At 49.1% G+C, this 22077-nt stretch carries 23 protein-coding genes; 6 read left to right on the top strand and 17 right to left on the bottom strand.

The genetic code is table 11. From position 1 onward, the window contains the following. Positions 1 to 224 precede the first annotated feature (224 nt). Complete coding sequence (locus INF28_RS07115; RefSeq protein WP_226392771.1) at positions 225 to 701, top strand: SLOG family protein; 477 nt, start codon at positions 225 to 227, stop codon at positions 699 to 701. 146 nt (positions 702 to 847) lie between these two features. Here the strand turns inward: INF28_RS07115 and INF28_RS07110 are convergent, their stop codons facing one another. The 5 genes from INF28_RS07110 to INF28_RS07090 form a co-directional block, all read right to left on the bottom strand. Beyond that, positions 848 to 1537 (bottom strand): response regulator transcription factor, encoded by a 690-nt coding sequence (locus tag INF28_RS07110; protein WP_226392770.1) that lies wholly within the window; start codon positions 1535 to 1537, stop codon positions 848 to 850. Beyond that, positions 1534 to 2667 (bottom strand): sensor histidine kinase, encoded by a 1134-nt coding sequence (locus INF28_RS07105; RefSeq protein WP_226392769.1) that lies wholly within the window; start codon positions 2665 to 2667, stop codon positions 1534 to 1536. The genes INF28_RS07110 and INF28_RS07105 overlap by 4 nt, the downstream gene beginning before the upstream one ends. Before the next feature lie 26 nt (positions 2668 to 2693). Further along, a complete protein-coding gene (locus INF28_RS07100; protein WP_226392768.1) occupies positions 2694 to 3440 on the bottom strand; it encodes an ABC transporter permease in 747 nt (248 codons plus the stop codon). Next, entirely contained in the window at positions 3437 to 4219 is a 783-nt protein-coding gene (locus INF28_RS07095; RefSeq protein ID WP_404815153.1) for an ABC transporter ATP-binding protein, read from the bottom strand. Before INF28_RS07095 ends, INF28_RS07100 begins: the two co-directional genes overlap by 4 nt. 67 nt (positions 4220 to 4286) lie before the next feature. Next, entirely contained in the window at positions 4287 to 5423 is a 1137-nt protein-coding gene (locus INF28_RS07090) for a hypothetical protein (protein WP_226392767.1), read from the bottom strand. A 344-nt stretch (positions 5424 to 5767) separates the two neighbouring features. On the opposite strand from INF28_RS07090, the gene INF28_RS07085 reads away from it, so the two are divergent. Next, the gene (locus INF28_RS07085) at positions 5768 to 8395 is read left to right on the top strand and encodes a valine--tRNA ligase (RefSeq protein WP_226392766.1); all 2628 of its coding nucleotides are present in this window, start codon (positions 5768 to 5770) and stop codon (positions 8393 to 8395) included. Between the two features lie 12 nt (positions 8396 to 8407). Continuing rightward, complete coding sequence (locus INF28_RS07080; protein ID WP_226392765.1) at positions 8408 to 9250, top strand: fumarate hydratase; 843 nt, start codon at positions 8408 to 8410, stop codon at positions 9248 to 9250. Between the two features lie 143 nt (positions 9251 to 9393). Here INF28_RS07080 and INF28_RS07075 read toward each other — a convergent pair whose 3' ends face one another. The 12 genes from INF28_RS07075 to rpmH form a co-directional block, all read right to left on the bottom strand. Further along, positions 9394 to 9537 carry a hypothetical protein gene (locus INF28_RS07075; protein ID WP_226392764.1) on the bottom strand — a complete coding sequence of 48 codons (144 nt, stop codon included), beginning with the start codon at positions 9535 to 9537 and terminating at the stop codon, positions 9394 to 9396. A 12-nt stretch (positions 9538 to 9549) separates the two neighbouring features. Beyond that, positions 9550 to 10362: a tetratricopeptide repeat protein gene (locus INF28_RS07070; protein ID WP_226392763.1), complete on the bottom strand. Its 813-nt coding sequence runs from the start codon at positions 10360 to 10362 to the stop codon at positions 9550 to 9552. A gap of 34 nt (positions 10363 to 10396) precedes the next feature. Then, positions 10397 to 11776, bottom strand: a complete 1380-nt coding sequence (asnS, locus tag INF28_RS07065) for an asparagine--tRNA ligase (RefSeq protein WP_226392762.1) — start codon at positions 11774 to 11776, stop codon at positions 10397 to 10399. A gap of 64 nt (positions 11777 to 11840) precedes the next feature. Continuing rightward, a complete protein-coding gene (locus tag INF28_RS07060) occupies positions 11841 to 12323 on the bottom strand; it encodes a GNAT family N-acetyltransferase (protein ID WP_226392761.1) in 483 nt (160 codons plus the stop codon). Positions 12324 to 12393: 70 nt separating this feature from the next. Then, a complete protein-coding gene (gene argF / locus INF28_RS07055) occupies positions 12394 to 13320 on the bottom strand; it encodes an ornithine carbamoyltransferase (protein WP_226392760.1) in 927 nt (308 codons plus the stop codon). 22 nt (positions 13321 to 13342) lie between these two features. Next, complete coding sequence (locus INF28_RS07050; RefSeq protein ID WP_226392759.1) at positions 13343 to 14551, bottom strand: aspartate aminotransferase family protein; 1209 nt, start codon at positions 14549 to 14551, stop codon at positions 13343 to 13345. 106 nt (positions 14552 to 14657) lie between these two features. Next, complete coding sequence (locus tag INF28_RS07045; protein ID WP_226392758.1) at positions 14658 to 14918, bottom strand: cysteine-rich small domain-containing protein; 261 nt, start codon at positions 14916 to 14918, stop codon at positions 14658 to 14660. Between the two features lie 78 nt (positions 14919 to 14996). After that, a complete protein-coding gene (gene jag / locus INF28_RS07040; RefSeq protein WP_226392757.1) occupies positions 14997 to 15950 on the bottom strand; it encodes an RNA-binding cell elongation regulator Jag/EloR in 954 nt (317 codons plus the stop codon). Then, positions 15916 to 16968 (bottom strand): YidC/Oxa1 family membrane protein insertase, encoded by a 1053-nt coding sequence (locus tag INF28_RS07035; protein ID WP_226392756.1) that lies wholly within the window; start codon positions 16966 to 16968, stop codon positions 15916 to 15918. Before INF28_RS07035 ends, jag begins: the two co-directional genes overlap by 35 nt. A gap of 32 nt (positions 16969 to 17000) precedes the next feature. Next, a complete protein-coding gene (gene yidD, locus INF28_RS07030) occupies positions 17001 to 17207 on the bottom strand; it encodes a membrane protein insertion efficiency factor YidD (RefSeq protein ID WP_226392755.1) in 207 nt (68 codons plus the stop codon). Next, positions 17188 to 17538, bottom strand: coding sequence for a ribonuclease P protein component (gene rnpA, locus INF28_RS07025; protein ID WP_226392754.1), 351 nt, complete (start codon positions 17536 to 17538; stop codon positions 17188 to 17190). Before rnpA ends, yidD begins: the two co-directional genes overlap by 20 nt. Before the next feature lie 181 nt (positions 17539 to 17719). Then, the gene (rpmH, locus tag INF28_RS07020; RefSeq protein ID WP_226392753.1) at positions 17720 to 17854 is read right to left on the bottom strand and encodes a 50S ribosomal protein L34; all 135 of its coding nucleotides are present in this window, start codon (positions 17852 to 17854) and stop codon (positions 17720 to 17722) included. A gap of 434 nt (positions 17855 to 18288) precedes the next feature. Between rpmH and dnaA the strand changes: the two genes are divergently transcribed. The 3 genes from dnaA (at position 18289) to INF28_RS07005 (ending at position 22074) form a co-directional block, all read left to right on the top strand. Further along, positions 18289 to 19602 carry a chromosomal replication initiator protein DnaA gene (gene dnaA, locus INF28_RS07015; RefSeq protein WP_226392752.1) on the top strand — a complete coding sequence of 438 codons (1314 nt, stop codon included), beginning with the start codon at positions 18289 to 18291 and terminating at the stop codon, positions 19600 to 19602. Between the two features lie 12 nt (positions 19603 to 19614). Next, complete coding sequence (gene mnmE / locus INF28_RS07010; RefSeq protein WP_226392751.1) at positions 19615 to 21012, top strand: tRNA uridine-5-carboxymethylaminomethyl(34) synthesis GTPase MnmE; 1398 nt, start codon at positions 19615 to 19617, stop codon at positions 21010 to 21012. Between the two features lie 69 nt (positions 21013 to 21081). Then, positions 21082 to 22074 (top strand): DnaD domain protein, encoded by a 993-nt coding sequence (locus INF28_RS07005; protein ID WP_226392750.1) that lies wholly within the window; start codon positions 21082 to 21084, stop codon positions 22072 to 22074. Positions 22075 to 22077 lie beyond the last annotated feature (3 nt).

Below are 22077 nucleotides of genomic sequence, written 5' to 3'. Positions count from 1 at the left end.
ACTTTTCCCCTAAATCTTGTGTTACAAAATGATGACAGCTTCTTTTTTCTTTTTCCTTTGTCTATGACCCAAAATAAAAAAAATGTTTAAAATTTTGTGCAACTTTTTTCCTCCTTTCCATTTAATTTAAAATTTTCTTCAAAAAAAATAATATATATTAAATTTTTATACTAAAATAATTTGACAGGCGTAATTCAGTATAGTATACTTTTTTTGGTGATATTATGATTCGAACTGACGTTGCCTGCTGTTTTACCGGACACCGCGAAATTCCCACCGAGGATCTTTATATGCTGGTTCATAAACTGGAACTGAAAATCCGGGACCTGATACAAAACGGATCCGCAGATTTTATAACCGGAGGGGCCAGAGGCTTTGACACCCTTGCCGCCGGTACGATACTAACGCTGCGGAATGAATTTCCTCACATCCGCCTGATTCTCGCCCTGCCATGCAAAGAACAGACCAAAGGCTGGAAAACAGCAGATGTATTGCTCTACCAACAAATTATGCAGCAAGCGGACATCGTGCATTATGTTTCTGAAAGCTATGACCGTGGATGTATGATGCGCCGTAACCGTTTTATGGTGGACCACAGCCGCCGCTGTGTCTTTTATTTGACTCACCGCAGAAGCGGCACCTATAAAACAGTGGAATATGCCATGCAGCAAAGTTTGACGCTTTATAATATATTGATATAAAAGACTGCCGCCAGTGCAAAAACACCAGCGGCAGTCTTTTTATTCGATATTCCAAATGGAAAAACTTCCAATCTATTCAAATCGTCTTAGTTTTTCTCCCAGAAGTGGCTGAATCGTTACGGTTTTGGTCTTTTTCTCTTCCTCCTTTAAATACGGAACCGATAGCCAGCACCCCAAACCGTTTCTATGTATTTCTGTCCGGCCGAATTCTTCTCGATCTTATCCCGAATCCGCTGGATATGTACCGTTACCGTAGACACGTCACCCATGGCATCCATACCCCACAGCCGGTCAAACAACCGTTCCTTGCTGAAAACAATGTTTGGATTTTCCGCCAGAAACAGCAAAAGCTCAAATTCCCGTACCGGCATGGCGACCTCTTTGCCACCTACATAGACACGGTGGGCTTCTTTGTCAATTTTTAAATCCCGAACCTGAATAATATTGGATTTCTTTGCCGCGTTTTTGCTGACCAGCTTTTCATACCGGGCAATATGGCTTTTTACCCGCGCCACCAGCTCGGATGGGGAAAAGGGTTTGGTCATATAATCATCGGCTCCCAGACCCAGGCCCCGAACCTTATCAATATCCTCGCTTCGGGCTGAAAGGAAGATAATCGGGATATCCTTCTCCCGGCGCAGTTCGCTGCAAACGGAAAAACCATCCCGCCCGGGAAGCATAATATCCACAATGACCAGGGCATAATCCTCCTGCATCGCCATTTTCAAGCCGCTCTCGCCGTCGGCGGCGATGTCGCATTCAAAACCGTTCACCTGCAGATAATCCCGCTCCAGCTCCGCAATGCTCTTGTCGTCTTCGATAATCAAAACCTTCATACCCCGTCTCCTTCCTTTTTCTTTTCCGCGCAAGGCAAAAGAAGAATGACTTCCGTCCCCTGCCCTTTCTCGCTTCGAATCCATATTTTCCCGCCGTGGTCCTGCACAATCTGCCGGCAGATAGCAAGTCCCAGCCCGTTTCCTTCAATTTTGCTGTTCCTGGACGGATCCCCCCGGTAAAAACCTTCAAATACCCGGTTTAGATCCTCTTGGGCAATGCCAGTGCCCTCATCTGTAAAAGAAATCATGGCGCCGTGCGCCGTAAGCTTGCCGCTGACGCAAAGACTGCCGCAGTCTGGCTTTTTATATTTAATGGCATTGGTAATCAGATTGGCAAATACCCGCCGCATTTTTTCCTTATCCAGTTTTCCCGGCGCCGCCTCTGGCGCAATATCATAGGTCAAACGCATCCCGCTGTGCTGGAGATCCAACGCAAATTCCTCTGTCACTTCTTTTAGGAAAAGAAAAATATCCGTATTTTCCATATGATATAGCACCCGCTTCATCTCCAGCTTGGAATAAAGGGAAAGATTGTCCGCCATCAACTCAATGGCGTCCGCCTTGGCACGTACCGTAGTTAAATACCGCTCCATCTTCTCCGGCGTGTCCGCCACGCCGTCTAAGATTCCTTCCACATACCCTCGTATGGAGGTGATGGGGGTCTTGATGTCATGGGAAATGTTTGCAAGCAGCATCCGCTGTTCCTGCTCGCGCTCCAGGTTTTCGTTTACCGTGGTCTGAAGCTTGAGCCGGAGCGCTTCAAATGATTTGCAGAGCTCCTGCAGTTCCTTATCGGCAGATCCGGTAAATTCGTAAGAAAGATTTCCGTTTCTCATATATTCCATAGCAGTATTAAGTTCCTTTAAAGGCCGCAGGATACTGTGAGACAAATATGCAGTAATAATGACACCGGTGGAAATAACCACCGCTCCGGCCATGACCGCCCAAATAACCAAAAATCGCATAATCACCGGGTCAGAGATTTCCAAACCATCGGTTAAAGACAATTCCACCGTGGGATGCAGCAACGCAAAAGCTGCCATCATAATTACCGAGAGCAAAAGAATCAGCGCCACCGGAATCACCAGCATAACCACCATACAAATCAATAATTTCCGCTGAATGGACAAAGGATCACCTTCTTTGGACCATTTTGTTAAATCTCACGCCGCAGGAATAAATAATAGCCGCCGCTGAAAAATACCAGTGCATATCCCGCCAGCAATGCGGTTTTTGCCGTGAGCGCACCAACAGGGAGCATATGCCCCAGCCAAAGGCTGTGCCATTTCATGTATCCGGTAAACAGCATTCCGCTCAGATTGGGAATAAAGATACCTGCAACGTATAACACTCCATAGACTATTATACACAAAAACATGGCCAATGTCGAGCCTTTTCCAATCTGATTGATAAAAGCCGCCATTAAAATAACCACAAACATGGGGACAATGTCCAAAAGATAGGCAAAAAATGCGTAACCCAGGCTTCGGATTTTCCCCGCAATCAGCAAATCCAAAACGCCGGAAGCCGCAAACAGTACCAACAAATACACCAGCGCAAGCAGGGTCACCGCTGTCAATTTGGACGCATAAATTTTAATCCGGCTTACCGGCCGGATTAAAACGGCCTTCATGGTCATTTCCTGATATTCGGTGGAGAACAGATCGCACACCGCCATCATAACAACCAGCGGAATCAAAAATTCAATAAACAGGGTCATCATAGCCATAGGGGCACTGGATCCGGAAATATTAAAGCTGCCGCCGCTCAGCCTGCCGACCACCGTCTTTCCCAAAACATTAAACAGACTGATGGCGATCCCAATCAGCAAAAATACCAGATACTTCTTCCTGTGCAGCAGCTTGGTGCACTCGTTGATTACCGAAACAAAAAACTTTTTCACAGTACGACACCCCCTCTCTTTTCCCGGACTACGAACAGAAAATAATCCTCCAGCGTGGGCTGGAATTCCAGCGCTTTTTCCATTGGCTCAAAGGTCAGCATTTGGCCCTCATGCAGAACCGCAACCTTGTTGCAGGTTTTCTCTAGTTCCGACGCAATATGACTGGACACCAAAAAGGTCACGCCACGCTCTGCGGCAAGCTTGGTAATAATTTCCCGCACCTGAATAATTCCTTCAATATCAAGGCCGTTTGCCGGCTCGTCCAAAATCACCAGCTCCGGATCCGACAGCAGGGCAAGGGCAAGACCCAGCCGCTGTTTCATTCCCAAAGAAAACCGTCCCGCTTTGTCATTCCGATACCGATCCAGATGCACCAGGGTCAAAATATATCGGATCCGGTCGTTATCTACATTGTCATAATAACGCGCCGCCATTTTCAAATTTTGCCACGCCGTCAAATTCCCATAAAGAGCAGGCATCTCAATCAGACACCCCACCTTCTCCATCGCCTTTTCATGGTCTTCCTGAATCTCTGTGCCAAAAATTTTGACTGTGCCGGAATTTGGCACGGAAAGTCCAGTCACCACCCGCATGGTGGTAGTCTTTCCGGAACCGTTGGGGCCAAGCAGTCCCACCACATCACCCCGGTCTACCGTGAGATTCACTTCTTCCACGCCGCGGCCGTTTTTATACAGCTTTTTTAAATTCCTGATTTCAAGTACATGCTCCATATCTCTCTCCAATCCGCCGCTTGCGGCCATTTTATCTGTACGCCGCAAAACAGAGCCGAAATTTGGCTCTGTTTCGCATTATATATTTGGAAGGGTTTTTGTTTTGCTTTTCTTATTATTCCGCCCCAGAATTTTCCCCGCCGTTCATCACAGCCAGTTCCTTTCCGTTCTGGTCAATAATCCGAACCGTATTGCCGTAAGAAGCCTCTTCTTCCGCCTGCGCACGGATCTCCGCCTGCTCCTCCTCGGAAGCTTCCATATTAATAACATAGGTGCTATCCCCTCTGTCAAAAATCCGCAGATCCGGAAGGGCGTAAATATCCATAGGCGTAATGGCAGTAGTGCCGTAATCCGAGAAATCCGCATTGAGGGTAAATTCCATGGTATGAGCATTTCCCTGTGCGTCAAAACCGGTAAAGGAAACACTGCCGTTTACATGCACCGGAAGTCCGCTTTCGTTCACTGTCATACTGCCGTTTGCACTGTCGATCACCGGGTCACCACCGGCAAACATGCTGTCATACAAAATATCATCGATACTCTGATAGTCCGCAGCAGACCCGTTCTCTTCCCGATATTCTCTGGAAACTTCCACAGAATTTTTGATAGAAGATACCGCCAGCGAAACACCTGATGCTACCAAGTCCGGCATCTGGTTTCCGGTCAAAGATGCCTGATAGGTACGTAAGCCATCCGCAGAGTCTACCTGGATAATGCTGTTTTTCAGATCCCCTACCAAAGTGTCACACAGCTTCTCACCAAAGGTAATGGCTTTCTCTGCCATATCACTGCCGCCGCCGATAAAGGAACCGTCATCGGTGTTGACCTCTACCCCGTTTACCATATTAGGATAAATTTTATTAGCGCTGCTGTATTGTTCTCCATCTTCATTGGTGTGAACATAGACGCTCAAACCATCCTGCTGGATGCTCTCCCGTTTCGAAACTTTGGGTTCGCCTCCCAGCTCATAATAATAGGCATTCTCCATCATATCATACCGCGCCGGATTGCCGCCGCCGTTGGTCTGGTATACGCCCTTAGATTCCGTTATCGGATTGCCGTCCAGCTTGACCGCAACCTGATAATTCGTACTGAAATTGGTTTCAAAAAGCAGCTGCTTGGCTGCGTTCTTGCAGACGCTGTAACCGCTCGCGTTATCGTAATTGGCAAACGCCGCTGCGGTCAATAGCACTGCGCCCACCCCAAAGCAAAGGGCTGTTTTTAAATACTTATGTTTTTTAAATCCTTTCATGAGATTCCTCGCCTTTCCGGCTCACTTTTTTCAGGCTGCGGAGACTGTGAGCCAATGTCCCCGGCACCGCTGTGCCTGCCTTATTGTCCCAAGGCTCAAACCGACCGGTCCGATTTCTGTTTCCTTCTGACAATACCTATTATAGACCGGGGTTTTATATTTTCTCTAAAACAAACCTAAATATTTTCTAAACTTTTTCAACGATTTTCTTAAGAATGTTATCCCGCCGTTTAGAAATTCCAGAGCAAAATCAAAAAGGACTTGCACCTGTGGGGTATCCATGGTATAATATATAGGTTCATTTTGAATGGAAGTTAGGATGCAAACAGAGAGGAGCAATTGTTATGGGCAAAGAGCTGCCAAAAACCTATGACCCCAAACAGGTCGAGGAACGTATTTATCAAAACTGGGTGGACAAAGGGTATTTCCATGCAGAAGTCGATGAGAGCAAAAAACCGTTTACCATCGTCATTCCGCCGCCCAACGTCACAGGGCAGCTGCATATGGGACATGCCCTGGACGAAACCTTTCAGGATATATTGATCCGTGCCAAGCGGATGCAGGGCTATAACGCCCTTTGGATTCCGGGTACGGACCATGCTGGCATTGCCACACAGATCAAGGTGGAAGAGGACCTTCGGGTCAATGAACATCTGACCCGGTATGACCTTGGCCGGGAAGAATTTTTAAATCGGGTATGGGCATGGAAAGAAAAGTTCGGCAGCCGCATCATCAACCAGCTGAAAAAGATCGGCTGTTCCTGCGACTGGGACCGGGAACGCTTTACCATGGACGAAGGCTGCAGCAAGGCCGTCAAAGAAGTGTTTGTCAATCTCTATCACAAGGGTCTGATCTATCAGGGAAACCGGATCATCAACTGGTGCCCCAGCTGTACCACCGCCCTGTCTGACGCAGAGGTGGAATATGCTGAGCAGGACGGCTTTTTCTGGCATATCAAATACCCGCTCAAGGACGGCAGCGGCTTTGTAGAAATTGCCACCACCCGCCCCGAGACCTTACTCGGCGATACGGCAGTAGCCGTACACCCGGACGATGAAAGATACAAGTCGCTGGTGGGTAAAATGCTGATTCTGCCGCTGGTGGGCAGAGAGATCCCGGTGATTGCCGATGAATATGTGGATATGGAATTTGGTACCGGCTGTGTGAAAATCACCCCGGCCCACGATCCCAACGACTTTGAAGTAGGCCTGCGGCACAACTTGGAACAAATCAAAGTATTAAACGATGACGCTACCATCAACAGCTTCGGCGGAAAATATGAGGGTATGGACCGCTATGAAGCCAGAAAAGCCATTGTTAAAGACTTGGAGGATGCGGGCCTTTTGGTCAAGGTGGTTCCCCACACCCACAACGTGGGTCAGTGCTATCGCTGTGGCACGACCGTAGAGCCTATTACCTCCAAACAGTGGTTTGTCAAAATGGCGCCGCTGGCTGAGCCTGCCATGCAGGCCGTTATTGACGGCAGAACCCGGTTTGTTCCGGATCGGTTTTCCAAGACCTATCTCCACTGGATGGAGAATGTGCATGACTGGTGCATCTCCCGTCAGCTTTGGTGGGGACACCGGATTCCCGCCTATTACTGTCAGGACTGCGGAGAAACGGTGGTTTCCAAAGAAGACGTCACCATCTGCCCCAAATGCGGCGGCAGCATGAAACAGGACGAGGACGTGCTGGATACCTGGTTCAGCTCTGCGCTCTGGCCGTTTTCCACCCTGGGCTGGCCGGAAAAAACCAAAGAACTTGCTTATTTTTATCCCACCGATACGCTGGTTACCGGCTATGACATCATCTTTTTCTGGGTGGCCCGCATGATGTTCTCCGGCCTTGAGCATATGGGAGAAGTTCCCTTTAAGCACGTCTATATTCACGGGCTGGTACGGGATTCCCAAGGCCGGAAAATGAGCAAATCCTTAGGTAACGGTATTGACCCGCTGGAGATTATTGACAAATACGGTGCAGACGCCCTGCGTTTTACCCTTGCCACCGGAAACTCGCCGGGCAATGACATGCGTTTTTACATGGAACGGGTGGAGGCAAGCCGGAACTTTGCCAACAAGATCTGGAACGCTTCCCGGTTTGTACTGATGAATCTTGATATTGACACCTGCTCCCTCCCTCAACCGGATGCCCTGCATCTGGAAGATCGCTGGATTCTGCACGAATACAATGAGCTGGTCAAAGAAGTAACCGAGAACCTTGACAAATACGAGCTGGGCATTGCGGTTTCTAAGCTTTATGACTTTATTTGGGACAGCTTCTGCGACTGGTATATCGAATTGGTAAAACCCCGGTTCTCTGAGGGCGGAGAAAACAGCAAGACTGCACAGCAGGTACTGACCTATGTTCTGTCAAACACCTTAAAGCTGCTGCATCCCTTTATGCCCTTTATCACCGAGGAAATCTGGCAGGCCCTGCCCCATGAAGGCGAAAGCATTATGATTTCCGCTTTCCCCGTATACAATCCGGCCTTCCAAAACGAAGCCGCACAGGCAGATATGCAGATGATTATGGAATCCATCAAGGGTCTGCGCAACATTCGCAGTGAAATGAATGTTCCGCCCTCGAAGAAATCCACCTTATATATCGTCACTGATAAGGAAGCCGTCTTTACCGCCGGCATTCCGTTTTACACCAAACTGGCATCTGCCAGTGAGGTTCTGATTCAAAAAGACCACTCCGGCGTTCCGGAAAACGCCGTTTCGGTAGCAGCTCCCGGTGCGGAATTGCTTCTGCCGCTGGATGAATTGGTAGACAAAGAAAAAGAAACCGCCCGGCTGAATAAAGAAAAGACCCGTCTGGAAAATGAGATCAAACGGGTAGAGGGCAAGCTGAACAACAAGGGCTTTACGGAAAAAGCCCCCGCCGCCGTGGTAGAGGAAGAACGCAAAAAAGGCGAAAAATATAAGGCCATGCTGGAAACCGTAATGGAAAGCCTGGCAAAACTGCAATAACCGGAGGCTGTCATGAGAGAGATTACCGCTGAACAAATCATACAAACCGTCAGGGATATGTGCATTGAGGCCAACTGCAACCTAAACGCTGACGTGCACTGTGCCCTAAAGCAGGGCCTTGCACGTGAAACCAACGAAACCGCCAAATCCATGCTGACCGATATTTTGAAAAATGCGGAAATTGCAAAGGAAGAGCAAATCCCCATCTGCCAGGATACGGGAATGGCTGTCTTCTTCCTGAAGCTGGGGCAGGAGGTACATATCACCGGCGGGCTTTTGACCGACGCCATCAACGAGGGCGTGCGCAAAGGCTATGCCGAAGGGTATCTGCGAAAATCGGTGGTAGCCGACCCGATTCGCCGAGGTAACACCGGCGACAATACCCCGGCGGTGATCCACACGGAGATCGTCCCCGGTGATCGGCTGGAAATTGAGCTCGCTCCCAAGGGCTTTGGAAGCGAAAACATGAGCCGGATCAAAATGCTCAAACCCTCTGAGGGACTAGAAGGCATTATTGATTTTGTAGTAGAAACCGTGCGGATTGCAGGGGGCAATCCCTGCCCGCCTCTGGTTGTGGGCGTGGGGATCGGCGGCACCTTTGAAAAATGTGCCCTCCTTGCCAAATCCGCCCTTTTGCGGGAGATTGGATCCCAAAACCCGGATCCCTATTATGCAGAGCTTGAAAAAACCTTGCTTGAAAAGATCAACGGCCTTGACATCGGCCCTCAGGGTTTTGGCGGCGTGACCACTGCACTGGGCGTGCAGGTGGAAACCTTTCCCACCCACATTGCCGGTATGCCATGTGCCGTCAATATCAGCTGCCATGTGACCAGACATGTGAGCAAAATCCTGTAACCTAAGCACAGATGTTCACCGCCTCGTAGGCGGCGGATTCCATTTCAGGGTTTCAGAGGGAGGTATCATCTCCCTCTAAAACCCTGAAGAGCTAACGCTCCTGTGCTAGTTGCAATCTGTCGCAAGCTCTGCTTTAAGCAAGCTTAGCAGGAGCGTTGCTCCGATTTAAATGATTCTTCTAAAACAACAAGCCCCGCCGGAAGCAATCTTCCCGGCGGGGCTTTCTTATCCTGTTCAAAACATGTTTTATCAATAGTTGTTTTTTCTTTTTTGGTTTCCGGATCCATGCCCAGCTTCTATTATTTTTCCTTTTTGGCTTTCGCTGTGACTTCGGCTTCTGTCTCCAGCGGCGGAACCTGACCGCCGTAACTGCGGCAAAGCTCCTCAATTTCCTCACGGGGACAAATGCTGAGATAGGAAAACGGTTTGGTCAATGATTTTTCAATCATGGCAACACCCTCTTCTTTTCTTCCCAGAGCAATCAGCACCTTGCCATATCCGTAATACGCCTCCGGGAACCGGGGCGGCGGATCCTGTTCCATCAACGCGGCATAAATCTCCGCGGCCTTTTCGTATTCACCGTTGATTGCGTAGGCATCTGCCAGATTGTCACAGATGATATGGTCATCACTGTTATATTCATAGCCTTCCTTGTTAAAAGCAAGGGCTTTTTCCTTATCTCCGCTGAGGTTATACAAAATCCCTAAATTCTGGTAAATCACCGTATTTTTATATCCAGACGCAATCACCTCTTCCAGTTCTTCAATGGCATCGCTGAGGTTTCCCTCTTTCCAGCTGACCAATGCCAGCAGGTTTTTCACCTGATTCCGGTCGGCACTGTCCCGTTTGGTCAGGGACAGACAAAGCCGCAGGTTCTTCCGCGCTTCCTCCAGTGCGCCGCAGCGCAGACAGACATAACCCAGGGTAATCTTGTTGCTGATATTCAAATTTCCAATCTTATCCGCAATTTTAAAAATCTTCATTGCTTCCGGAAATTGGCGCTTGCCGTATTTCACCCGGCCGACAGCCGCAACCAGATCCGCACGTTTAATTACCAGAAAAATCAGAGTGATGATTAAGATGATCCGCCAAATGGGTATTCCGAAAATCATTGCTATTCTCTCCGTTTCTTTTTCAAAGTCTATATTAATACAGGCTGTTTACCGTTCTGGGATAGGGCAGTACGTCTCGAATATTGCTCATGCCGGTAAGATACATAATGGCACGTTCAAAACCCAGACCATAGCCTGCGTGTTTGGTGCCGCCGTACCGGCGCAGATCCAAATAGTGGCTGTAATCATCTTCTGCAAGCCCCATTTCCTTCATTCTCTCGCAGAGTACATCCAGCCGTTCTTCTCTCTGGCTTCCGCCGATAATTTCACCAATACCGGGAACCAGACAATCCATGGCCGCAACCGTTTTACCATCGTCATTGAGCCGCATATAAAAGGCCTTGATCTCCTTTGGATAGTCGGTCACGAAAATCGGCTTCTTAAACACTTCTTCCGTCAGATACCGCTCGTGCTCGGTTTGAAGATCCATGCCCCAGGACACCGGGTATTCAAAATTCTTTCCGCTTTTTTCAAGAAGCTCTATCGCTTCGGTATAGGTTACATGGCCAAATTCATTGTTCACCACATTGTCAAGCCGCTCAAGCAGGCCTTTGTCCACAAAGCTGTTAAAGAACTGCATTTCCTCCGGGGCATTTTCCAATACGTACCGGATGATATACTTGAGCATATCCTCCGCAAGGCGCATATCATCATTTAAGTCCGCAAAGGCGATTTCCGGCTCGATCATCCAAAATTCCGCCGCGTGCCGGGTGGTATTGGAGTTTTCCGCCCGAAAGGTGGGTCCAAAGGTATAGATATCCCCAAAGGCCATGGCAAAATCTTCGCCTTCTAACTGTCCGCTGACCGTCAAAGAAGTGCGGCGTCCAAAGAAATCTTTGCTGTAATCCACCTTGCCCTGTTCATCCCGGGGCAGGTTGTCCTGATCCAGCGTGGTTACCTGGAACATCTCGCCCGCACCCTCACAGTCGCTGCCGGTGATCAGCGGCGTATGCACATACACAAAGCCACGCTCATTAAAGAATTTATGAATGGCAAAGGCCACCAGCGACCGCACACGAAACACTGCGGAAAAAGTATTGGTCCGCGCCCGCAGATGAGGAATGGTGCGCAGGTATTCAAAGGAGTGCCGCTTCTTCTGCAGCGGATATTCCGGTGCGCTGACCCCTTCGATCTCTACCCGGTCCGCTTTTACCTCAAAGGGCTGCTTTGCCTCCGGCGTCAGCGCCAAAACACCGCTGACCCGCAGGGCCGCTCCCACGTTTTGCTTGGAGATTTCCGCAAAGTTCTCCAGCTTCTCCGCCTCAATTACAACCTGCAGATTCTTAAAATAAGAGCCGTCATTGAGCTCGATAAATCCAAAATTTTTTGACACGCGCAGGGTTCGTACCCAGCCGCAGACCTCTACGCTTTTACCATCTTCCGCCTGGCCGGCAAACAACTCTTTGATTTTCATTGGTATCTTCCTTTCTCTGCCATATATCAACAGGCTTCCCCAAACCCGGGAAGTCCATACTCCATTAGTCGTATTCCTTGATCAATTCCGCTCTGGGATAGCCCCGGCTGTTCTCTACACTGGCAATGTAAAACCCTCTGCCATAGTAAAAACGGATCAGCGCCGCCACCTTTGCCGCAGTGTGCAAACGCAGAATGTGAACATGATGTTCTTTCATGATCTTATCCACCACATTCATTAATATTTTACCAATACCGTTGTTACGGTGATGAGACGCCACCGCAAACCGGCTCAGATACGCCTCGCCGTCAGGCAGCAATTCCACACGCACTGCGCCAACCGGTTCATCATCGATCCGGACCACAAATACATTTTTTTCTTCGATATCCCGGCGGATGTCCTCATAGGTTTCATTGAGCGCCTCAATATCATAATCCAATTCCGCCATCTCACAATATTTCAAAAATGCATCTTTTGTTATCTTATGAATGGCAGGAATATCCTCCTCCGTTGCATGCTTAACCTCAAATGCATACAGACTTTCCATCTTACCTCAGCCTTTCCAGCTCACAATCTATCCTTCGCATTCCCGTGAGCCAGGGAATGCCTTTCTTCTTTTAGTTCCGATCCACCATCAATGTTGCCAAAACTGCCTTCTGTGCATGAAGCCGGTTTTCCGCCTCATCAAATACAATCGACCGCGGGCCGTCAATAACATCTTCCGTCACCTCATAGCCGCGGTATGCCGGCAGGCAGTGAATGAACACCGCATCCTCCTTGGCCTTTCCAAACAGTTCCGCATTGACCTGATAATCCTTAAATATTTCAATTCTTTTTGCCTTTTCTGCTTCCTGTCCCATGCTGACCCAGGTGTCGGTACAAATCACATCCGCGTCCTTTACCGCTTCCACCGGATCTTCCGTTTCCACAATTACAGCGCCGGTTTCCAGCGCGTCTTCCTTGGCATTTTTCACCACTTCCGGCGCACAGGCATAGCCTTTCGGCGTTGCCACCGACATATTTACGCCGGCCTTGGCACAGGCATACAGCAGGGAATGAGCAACATTGTTGCCATCGCCTACATAGGCAAGCTTCAGTCCCCGCAGGCGGCCTTTGTGCTCATATACTGTCATCAAATCCGCCAGCGCCTGGCAGGGATGTAAATAATCCGTCAGCGCATTGATGACCGGAACGGTGCCATACCGGGCAAGATCCAGTACATCCTGATGATCATAAGTACGGATCATAATTCCGTCCACAAACCGACTCATGACATTGGCGGTATCATAAATGCTCTCGCCCCGGCCTAACTGCATATCATTGGCATTCAAAAACAGCGGATGTCCGCCCAGCTGATACATACCAACTTCAAAAGAAATACGGGTGCGGGTGGAAGACTTGGTAAAAATCATCCCCAAAGTCTTTCCCTTTAAAATTGGGTGAGCAATTCCTTCTTTGTTTTCTTTTTTCAGTTTCAGCGCCAGATTCAGCAGCTGGTCAAATTCTTCACGGGTAATATCATGTATACTGATAAAATGCTTCATCGTTTTCCTTCCTTTCTATCGCTTACGCCGTCTGCTTTCTCTCTTCCAGCACTGCAGAAAGCGCCTCAATCAATCCGTCAACATCTGTCTTCATCACCACAAGCGGCGGTACAATCCGCAATACCCGGGTGCCCACAACACCCACCAGATATCCTTTGCCACGCAGAGCCGTACCCACATCCTTTGCGATCTCGTCCTGAAAGACAACGCCCAGCATTAAGCCTTTGCCGCGCACCGTCTCAATCTCCGTATGGCGCTCTGCCAATTCCATCAGCTGTTTTTGAAAATATTCGCCGACGTTTGCCGCATGCTGAAGCAAACCGTTTTCCAGCAGTTCTTCCATGACTACAAGCCCCGCCCGGGTAGACAGAGGATTTCCCCCAAAGGTGGTTCCATGATCTCCCGGATGAAAGGCCGCCGCTACCTTTTCCTTTGCCAGAAATGCCCCAATGGGGATTCCGCCGCCCAAACCTTTTGCCAAAGTGATAATATCCGGCTGGATCCCATACCACTCATAGGCAAACAGTTTGCCGGTACGGCCGATTCCTGTTTGTACCTCATCAATAATCAAAAGGATGCCTTCCTTTTGGCAAAGCTCCGCTATGGTATCCACATATTCCTGGGTAAGGGGTAATACGCCGCTCTCGCCCTGAATCAGCTCCACCATAATCGCCGCCGTATTCGGCGTGACCGCTTGGCGCAGTGCCTTACAGTCATTGGCCTCTACATGCACAAATTTCTCCAGCAAAGGACGATAGGGCTTCTGGTACTTTTCCTGTCCCGTTGCCGCCACCGTCGCAAGCGTCCGGCCATGAAAGGAATTTTTGAGGGTAATAATCTCATGCCGATCTGGCTGATCTTTCTCCACAAAATATTTTCGCGCCAGCTTTATGGCGCCTTCGTTGGCTTCTGCTCCTGTATTAGCAAAAAAGATCCGGTCAAGGCAGCTGTTCTCTACAAGTTTCTGTGCCAGACACGCCTGATTTTCTGAATAATACACATTCGATACATGGGTGATTTTTGCCACCTGATCCTGCAAGGCCCGCACCATTTTTGGATGCCCATATCCCAAACTGTTTACGGCAATCCCCGCAAAAAAATCCCGGTAGATTTTTCCTTCGGTATCCGTCAGGACAATCCCTTCCCCTTTGGTAAAGCATACCGGGGTCCGCTGTCCAAAGGTATTCATATAATATTTTTCGTCCAGCTTTTGAATTTCTTCCAAATGCATCCTATCATCCCTTTTCCGAATTTTTCCTTATATGGTATTTTACCTTATTTACCGTCAAATTTCAAGTAGCCTGCTCCAAAATTCCACCAGCGAATCTGCCAATTTTTCACGGTTTCTGCGGCCCGGTTTTGTCCGTCTCTGCTTCCAGCCGCGCCAGAATGTAATCATACCCTTCTTTTCTGTGGGGCAGAAGACAACTGCTGCAGTCCTTGATCTGTTTTCCGCGGCAGTTCTTGATCCAAACATAGCGACCACCGCAGTCCGGCATGAAATACAAGGGACAGAAACAAAACAGACAATTCATATGCTCTGTATCATGGCAGGGATAATACTCACATTCCCGATTTTCAAAATATCTGCTGCTCATTTTCTCCGTCCCTTCACCTTTCAATCATAAAAACCAAAAAGGCCGCATAACAGCTGCGGCCTGTTTTTTTTCTTGGCTCTATGCGTCAATCAGTGCAACTACCACCTTACGCCGGGGCTCTTCCCCAACGCTGTAAGTCTTTACCTTGGTACTGTTTTGCAAAGCTGCATGAATGATCCGGCGTTCATTGGGAGACATGGGCTCCAGCATGACCGCCCGGCCTTCCCGAACCACACGGCGCTCTAATCCCTTGGCCAGCTTGACCAGCGTCTCTTCCCGCTTTGCCCGGTAGCCTTCTGTATCCACATTCACCTTAATATAAGAATTCTTTTCTTTGTTCACATACAGACTGGTCAGGTACTGTACCGCATCCAGGGTATCGCCCCGCTTGCCAATCAACAGCCCCATCCGCTCTCCGGATACCTGAACGTCTACCGCTTCACCGGTGTTTTTCACCTCTGCCTTGGCATCCGTAAGCCCCATCTTATGTACCAGCTCGGTTACAAAATATTCTGCATCCTTTAAGGATTTTTCCGTAACCTCACGCTTTTTCTTGGAACCTCCCTCTTTGGGCTTTTCCGCCGTTTCAGCAACTGCCGGTTCGGCCATTTCCTCTTCTTTTTTCTCCGGCGCCGCTACAGGCTGTTTCTCCGCTTGCGGCTTTTCTATCTGCGGCTTTACCTCTTTGGCTGCGCTCTTCTTTTTACGGCCTTCGGGTCCCACATAGTCCTTAAATTCCGGCTCCTCCTTGGGGGCATAAGGATTGGCTCCGCCGTTTTTCGCCTGCTTCGTCTGCTCCGAAGCCGCGCGCTTTTCAGCGATCTGTTTCAGCCGCGCTTCCTCCTCCTCCGCCTCTTTGGTGATCCAGGCAGAGATAATCACCTCTTTACCCAAAAGCAAGCCCATCAGCCCTTTGCCAACCTCACGCTCTACACGGTAAGACAGTGCCTCTACAGGAACACCAAACTCCTCCGCCGCCATTTGCAGGGCTTCTTCTTTACTTTTTGCGTTTTTTTCTATTTTTCTTAACATTGACGATCTCCCCTTCAATTTGTTCATCCGTCAAATCCACTTTTACAATTTTCATCAAAACATACTGCTGCAGCAGCTGGAGCACATTGCTCACGATCCAGTAAAGGCCTACCGCCGCCGGAAGCGTAAACGCAAACCATGCGGAAATCAGCGGCATAAACAACAGCATAGACTGCATGGGATTGGGCTTTTCTTCACCGTTAGCGTTGCGCTGCGGTGCCGTTGTTGGCTGCATTTTCTGTGACAGCTTAGACACCACAAAGGAACTGACACCGGAGAGCACCGGAATGGACCAAAGCGCTATGGTGCTTACATTAAGTTCCTTGACCTGCCCAATAAACAGACCAAAAAACGCACTGAGGTTCGGCGTCTGCGAAAGATCAAGGCCCAGGAAATTAAAATCTATAATATCATAATTTTTCCCGGTCTCCAAAATCCACTGGCTGTTCATAATCTCCTGATGGCTGTGCAAGAACCGGGCAATCTGGATCTCGTACATACCAAACATCTTATAGTTATTGGCAGTCAGCGCCTCCATATTTTCAATTCCCAGCGCCGTAAAGAACTGACTGAGCCCATCCGGCGTTCCCTCTGCCCATTGGGTCACGGCACTGACGATCCGCCAAACTTCGTCCTCTCCAAACCCCATCAAATATACCACCGGCTTTTTTACCACCCAGTAAAGGGCCATCAAAATCGGCAGCTGGATCAGAAGCGGCAGGCAGCCGCTCATGGGGTTGACCTTATATTTCTGATAAAGCTTCATGGTTTCCGCATTCAGCTTTTCCTTATCATTTGCATATTTCTGCTGCAGCTCATTAAGCAACGGCGCCAACTTTTGTGTCTTCGCCATAGACCGCTGCTGTTTCACCATCATAGGCAGCAAGATCGCCTTGACAAGAATGGTAAACAAAATAATGGCAAGGCCATAATTCCCCACCAGCATATTACATAGCTTCAGGATCCACCCCAAAGCAAGCATAATATAGGACACCTGCGTTCCTCCTCTTATCGTCATTTCAGCGGATGTCTTCTGACATCCCGTCTTTTCTACGGAAAATCAATTCCGCCTTTTCCAAAGGGGTTACAGCGCAGAATCCGCCAAAGCGCCTTCACACTGCCCCGTAAAACTCCATATTTTTCTATGGCCAGCACCGCATACTGGGAACAACTGGGATAAAATCGGCAACACGGCTTCTTCAGCGGCGAAATGTGCCGTTGATAAAACCGGATCCCTCTAATCAGCAGCCATTTCATGCTCCCACACTCCCAGCTTTTCCGCCGCGCCACAGAAGTCACGGACTAGACGATCATGCGGGGCGGTTACCGTGAATCCCCGCGCAACAATGCAAAAATCATACCCCGTCTTCAACCGGGGGGCAAACACCCGGTAAATCTCCCGGATCCGGCGTTTGGCACGATTCCGCTCCACAGCGCCACCCACCTTTTTTCCTGCGGTGATCCCCAGCCGGGAAATCCCCTCCCGGTTCTTGGCGGCATACACTACCATGGTAGGCAATACAACGGATTTTCCCCGGCGGTATAGCCGCCGAAACTGCGCATTTTGTGTTAAACTTATGATTTTCATAACCTGTCCTGTCTTCCGGTATTCTTCCATATATAGACAAAAAGACGCCTGTGGCGCCTTTAGACTGTCGAAAAACTTTTTCTTTGTTCTGTTTCCCGAACTGCCGCAGACTGCCAATTCGAGCGTCCGGCAGCGCGCCGCCGGAACGCAATGGCCAATGGCAATGCCTGCCAAATTTTTCTTATGCAGACAGTTTCTTTCTGCCCTTCAGTCTTCTTCTCGCCAAAACCTTACGGCCGTTCTTGGTGCTCATTCTCTTGCGGAATCCATGTTCCTTGGCACGCTGCCGCTTTTTCGGCTGGTATGTTCTCAGCATTGCTATCCCTCCTTACAAATCATCGTAGAAAGTGGAAAATCTCCCACAATAATATTCAATAACAGAATCTGTACTATTTTATCACGCAATATGCCGCTTGTCAAGTACCTTTTGCCAGAAAAAATTTTTTCTCCGCCTTCCTGAAAATAAAACCGTACATCTTGTTATTTTCCTTTTTCACTTCTTCTATATTTTGTATTCCGTCAATTTATAGAATTTTTTGCCGGAAATTTTTGAATTTTTGGGTGTTGAATTTTTTTTTAATATCTGTTATGATAGATGTTACCGCAGGAAAACGGACAGGGAAGTTATCCGATCACCGCGGCAGGCACTGCATTTTTAGCATTTTGATTTCGCACTGCATTTTCTTTTCCCCTGCTCCGTATGCTTATATATTATAAATCGAAGAATTACCAGACAGGAGGCCGTCCGCATTGGATCAACTCACAACCATTTGGAAACAGGTTTTAAACGAACTCGCACAGGAAATTTCCAGTGTGTCCTTTGACACATGGATTAAGCCCATACGTCCCATAGCGCTTACCGAGACCCACATTCGTCTTGCTGTGCCGGGAAGCCTGAATAAAAACATGCTGATGACAAAATTTCGTTCGCTTTTGGAAAGCTGTATTGAACTTGCCGCAGGACATCCCTGCGAGATAGAGGTCATCTGCGATACGCCGGATTCATCAGACAAAGAAAATACCGATCCCATTCGGGAGCAGAATTTCTTAAACCCCAAATATTCCTTTGAATCCTTTGTGGTGGGCAATAACAATAACCTGGCGCACGCGGCGTCCCTGGCTGTAGCCGAATCCCCGTCCCAGAAATATAACCCTCTGTTTATTTACGGCGGAAGCGGCTTGGGCAAAACCCATCTGCTTCAAGCAATCGGGAATTATTTCCTTAAAAACTACCCGGATAAAAAAATTCTTTATACCACAAGTGAAAAGTTCACCTATGAACTGGTAATTGCCATCCGGGAAAAGACCAATCAGGATTTTCGGAACAAGCACCGCACTGTCGACCTGCTTTTGATGGATGATATTCAGTTTCTGGCCACCAAGGAATTGGCGCAAGAGGAATTTTTCCATACCTTTAACACTTTATTTGAGGCAGGGAAACAGATTGTTCTCACCTCGGACCGCCTACCGTCTGAAACACCGCACCTGGCGGACAGGCTGAAAGGTCGATTCCAGATGGGCCTGCTGGCAGACATTCAGCCGCCGGATTATGAAACCCGGCTGGCGATTCTGCGTTCCAAAATTGAAGAAGAATACTTTACCTTTGACGAAGAAATTGTGGAGTATGTGGCAAACAACATCAAATCCAATGTACGGGATTTGGAAGGCGCAGTCAAACGTATTCTGGCCTATGCCGGAATTGAACGAACCAATACCATTTCTATGGAGCTGGCACAGAAGGCATTAAAAGAAATTCTTTCCACCCTGCCCCAGAGGGATATTACCATTGGAGTGATCATTGACGAGGTGGAAAAATATTTCCGGCTGCCCAGCGGTTCTCTGGTCACCAAACGCCGGTCCAATGATATTGCCTATCCCCGGCATATCGCAATGTACCTTGCAAGGGAGGTGCTGGATGAATCCTATCCCAGAATCGGCGAGGAATTTCACCGTGACCATTCCACCGTTATGACTGCTGTCAAAAAGATCCGGCAGAACTTGAGCGGGGATACAGAACTGAACGCTACCATCCGTGAGCTGGTAGAGAACATCAAAAAGAATTAGAGGTTTGTCCTTATGAAACTGCATGATACTATTGCCGCAATCGCCACCCCCATTGGATCGGGTGGCATTGCCATTTTAAGGCTCAGCGGCAGCCGGGCCGAAGAAATTATAACACAGGTTGCAGCTGCCCCCAGTGGGAAACCCCTTCCCAAACTGGAGGACCGCAAACTGACCCTGTGCTGCATTCACTGTTTTGGGCATCCGGATGCGCTGATTGATCAGGCACTGGCGGTCATCATGCGCGCGCCCCGCTCCTATACCGGCGAGGATGTAGCAGAAATCCACTGCCACGGCGGCTTTTTTGCCGCCAGTAAAATTTTGACCGAATTGCTGGCCGCCGGCGCACGACTGGCTGAAAGCGGCGAATTTACCCGCCGGGCATTTTTAAACGGAAAGACCGACCTGACCGGCGCAGAGGCTGTGATGGATATGATTGACTCCCGGTCCGGCCTGGGATTGCAGAACGCGGCTCGCTCGTTAGGCGGCGCTTTGGCAAAAAAGATTGATGCCCTGCGGGAAGATCTCATGGCAGTTACCGCCCGTATTTCCGCTGCTGCCGATTATCCCGAGGAAATCGACCCTCCTGCGCCCGGAGAAACCGCCGCGGCACTACAGTCTTTGCAGGCAAAAATTCAGGCACTGCTGGATGGCTTTGAAACCGGGCGGATGCTCCGTGACGGCATTCTGACCGTGATCATCGGCAGACCCAATGTGGGGAAATCCTCCCTTCTTAACGCCTTGTCCCGCAGTGACCGGGCCATTGTCACAGACATTCCCGGAACCACCCGGGACGTAATTGAAGAATATATCCGCATTGGCGGCATTTCCCTCCGGCTTCTGGACACCGCCGGAATCCGTTCCGGCGCAGGTGAAGTGGAACAAATTGGCATTGAACGTGCCCTCTCCCACGCCCGGGAGGCGGACCTCTGCCTGTTTGTCATTGACAGCGCCGAGGGTATTACCGAAGAAGATAAGAAAATTGCAGAACAATTAAAAGATAAGCACTTCCTCCTACTTTTGAACAAGACCGACCGGGAAGCGCGGATCACACCGGAAGAAGCCCGGCAGGAACTGGGAATTGCCCTTCAAAATATTATTCAAACTGCCGCCCCCAAGGACGGCCCGGTCATCGGCATTGATACCCTGGAAACCGCGATCAGCCGTATGTTCCTCAGCGGCCATTTAAACCCGGGGGAGGTTTATTTGAGCAATACCCGACAGCGCGATGCGCTTTTAAAATCCCGGGACGCAATTGCCCGCGCTGCCGAGGCAGACAGCGCAGATCTGCCATATGATCTTTTGTATGTTGATCTGGAAGACGCGCTCTCCGCTTTGGGAGAGATTACTGGCGTAACCGTACAGGAAGAAATTATTGATCAGGTGTTTTCCCGCTTCTGTGTGGGAAAATAAGTTCCTGTACGGCGCTTTCCATCAGGGCGAAAACCCATTATTTATTTTCAGAAAGAAGGCTGCCGCAATATGGAACAATTTCCTGTTTCTTATGATTTTGCAGAAAAATATATCCGGTTCTCCAGGCCGGAATACATACAGGTTTATCTTTATGTGAAGTACCAAACCCACAAAACCGGAGTTTTTCCCAAACCGGACGCCATTGCCAAAGGCCTTGGTATGACCGCTGACCGGGTTATTTTTATTCTGGACTTCTGGGTCAGCCGGGACGAACTGATTTATGACGAAAACGGCTACCGTTTTCCGGAGGAAACTGCGGCGGCAACCCCGCCTGCTCCCAAACCCAAAAAACGGCGTCAGGTCACCCGTCCGTCTTATACCATGGCGGAAATTGATGCGGCGGCAACCCAAAATAAAGCGATATCCGGCCTGTTTTATCAGGCAGAGACGGTTTTGGGCAGGGTACTGACTACCACGGATATGGAAATGCTTTACTCCTTCATTGACTGGCTGGGATTGCCGGTAGAGGTGGTCACCATGCTGCTGTCCTATGCGGTAAAACGCGGAAAAACCAGCCGCCGCTATCTGGAAACCGTGGCCATTGACTGGGCGGACCGTGGCATTGACACCTTTGAAGCGGCCGAATCCTATGTTATGGAACTGGAGGCCATTGACAGCGCGGAGCACAAAATCCGGAGTATTCTCGGCATTTATGACCGAGCCCTAACGCCTACCGAGAAAAAATACATTAAGCTTTGGACAGAGGATAGTCAGATTTCCCTGGATCTTATCCCCCTTGCCTATGACCGCACGGTAGCTCATACAGGAAAACTCAGCTGGGCTTATATGAACAAAATTCTGGAAAGCTGGGCCGCAGAAGGCATTACCACCCCGGAACAGGCAAAACAATGGAATGGTGTGCTGAAACAGCAAAAGGATCCTGCCCAGCAAAGCTCCCTGCCGAAAAAGAGTAAATTCAACAATTATGAAGATAGCAACCAGACGGATTATGACAAGCTGGAGGAACAGCTTTTGGATATGATGCTGGATAACGAGGTGTAAAGA

The sequence above is a fragment of the Ructibacterium gallinarum genome (assembly GCF_014982785.1).
GTDB lineage: Bacteria > Bacillota > Clostridia > Monoglobales > Monoglobaceae > Ructibacterium > Ructibacterium gallinarum.
This window is presented reverse-complemented; position numbering and strand designations above follow the sequence as displayed.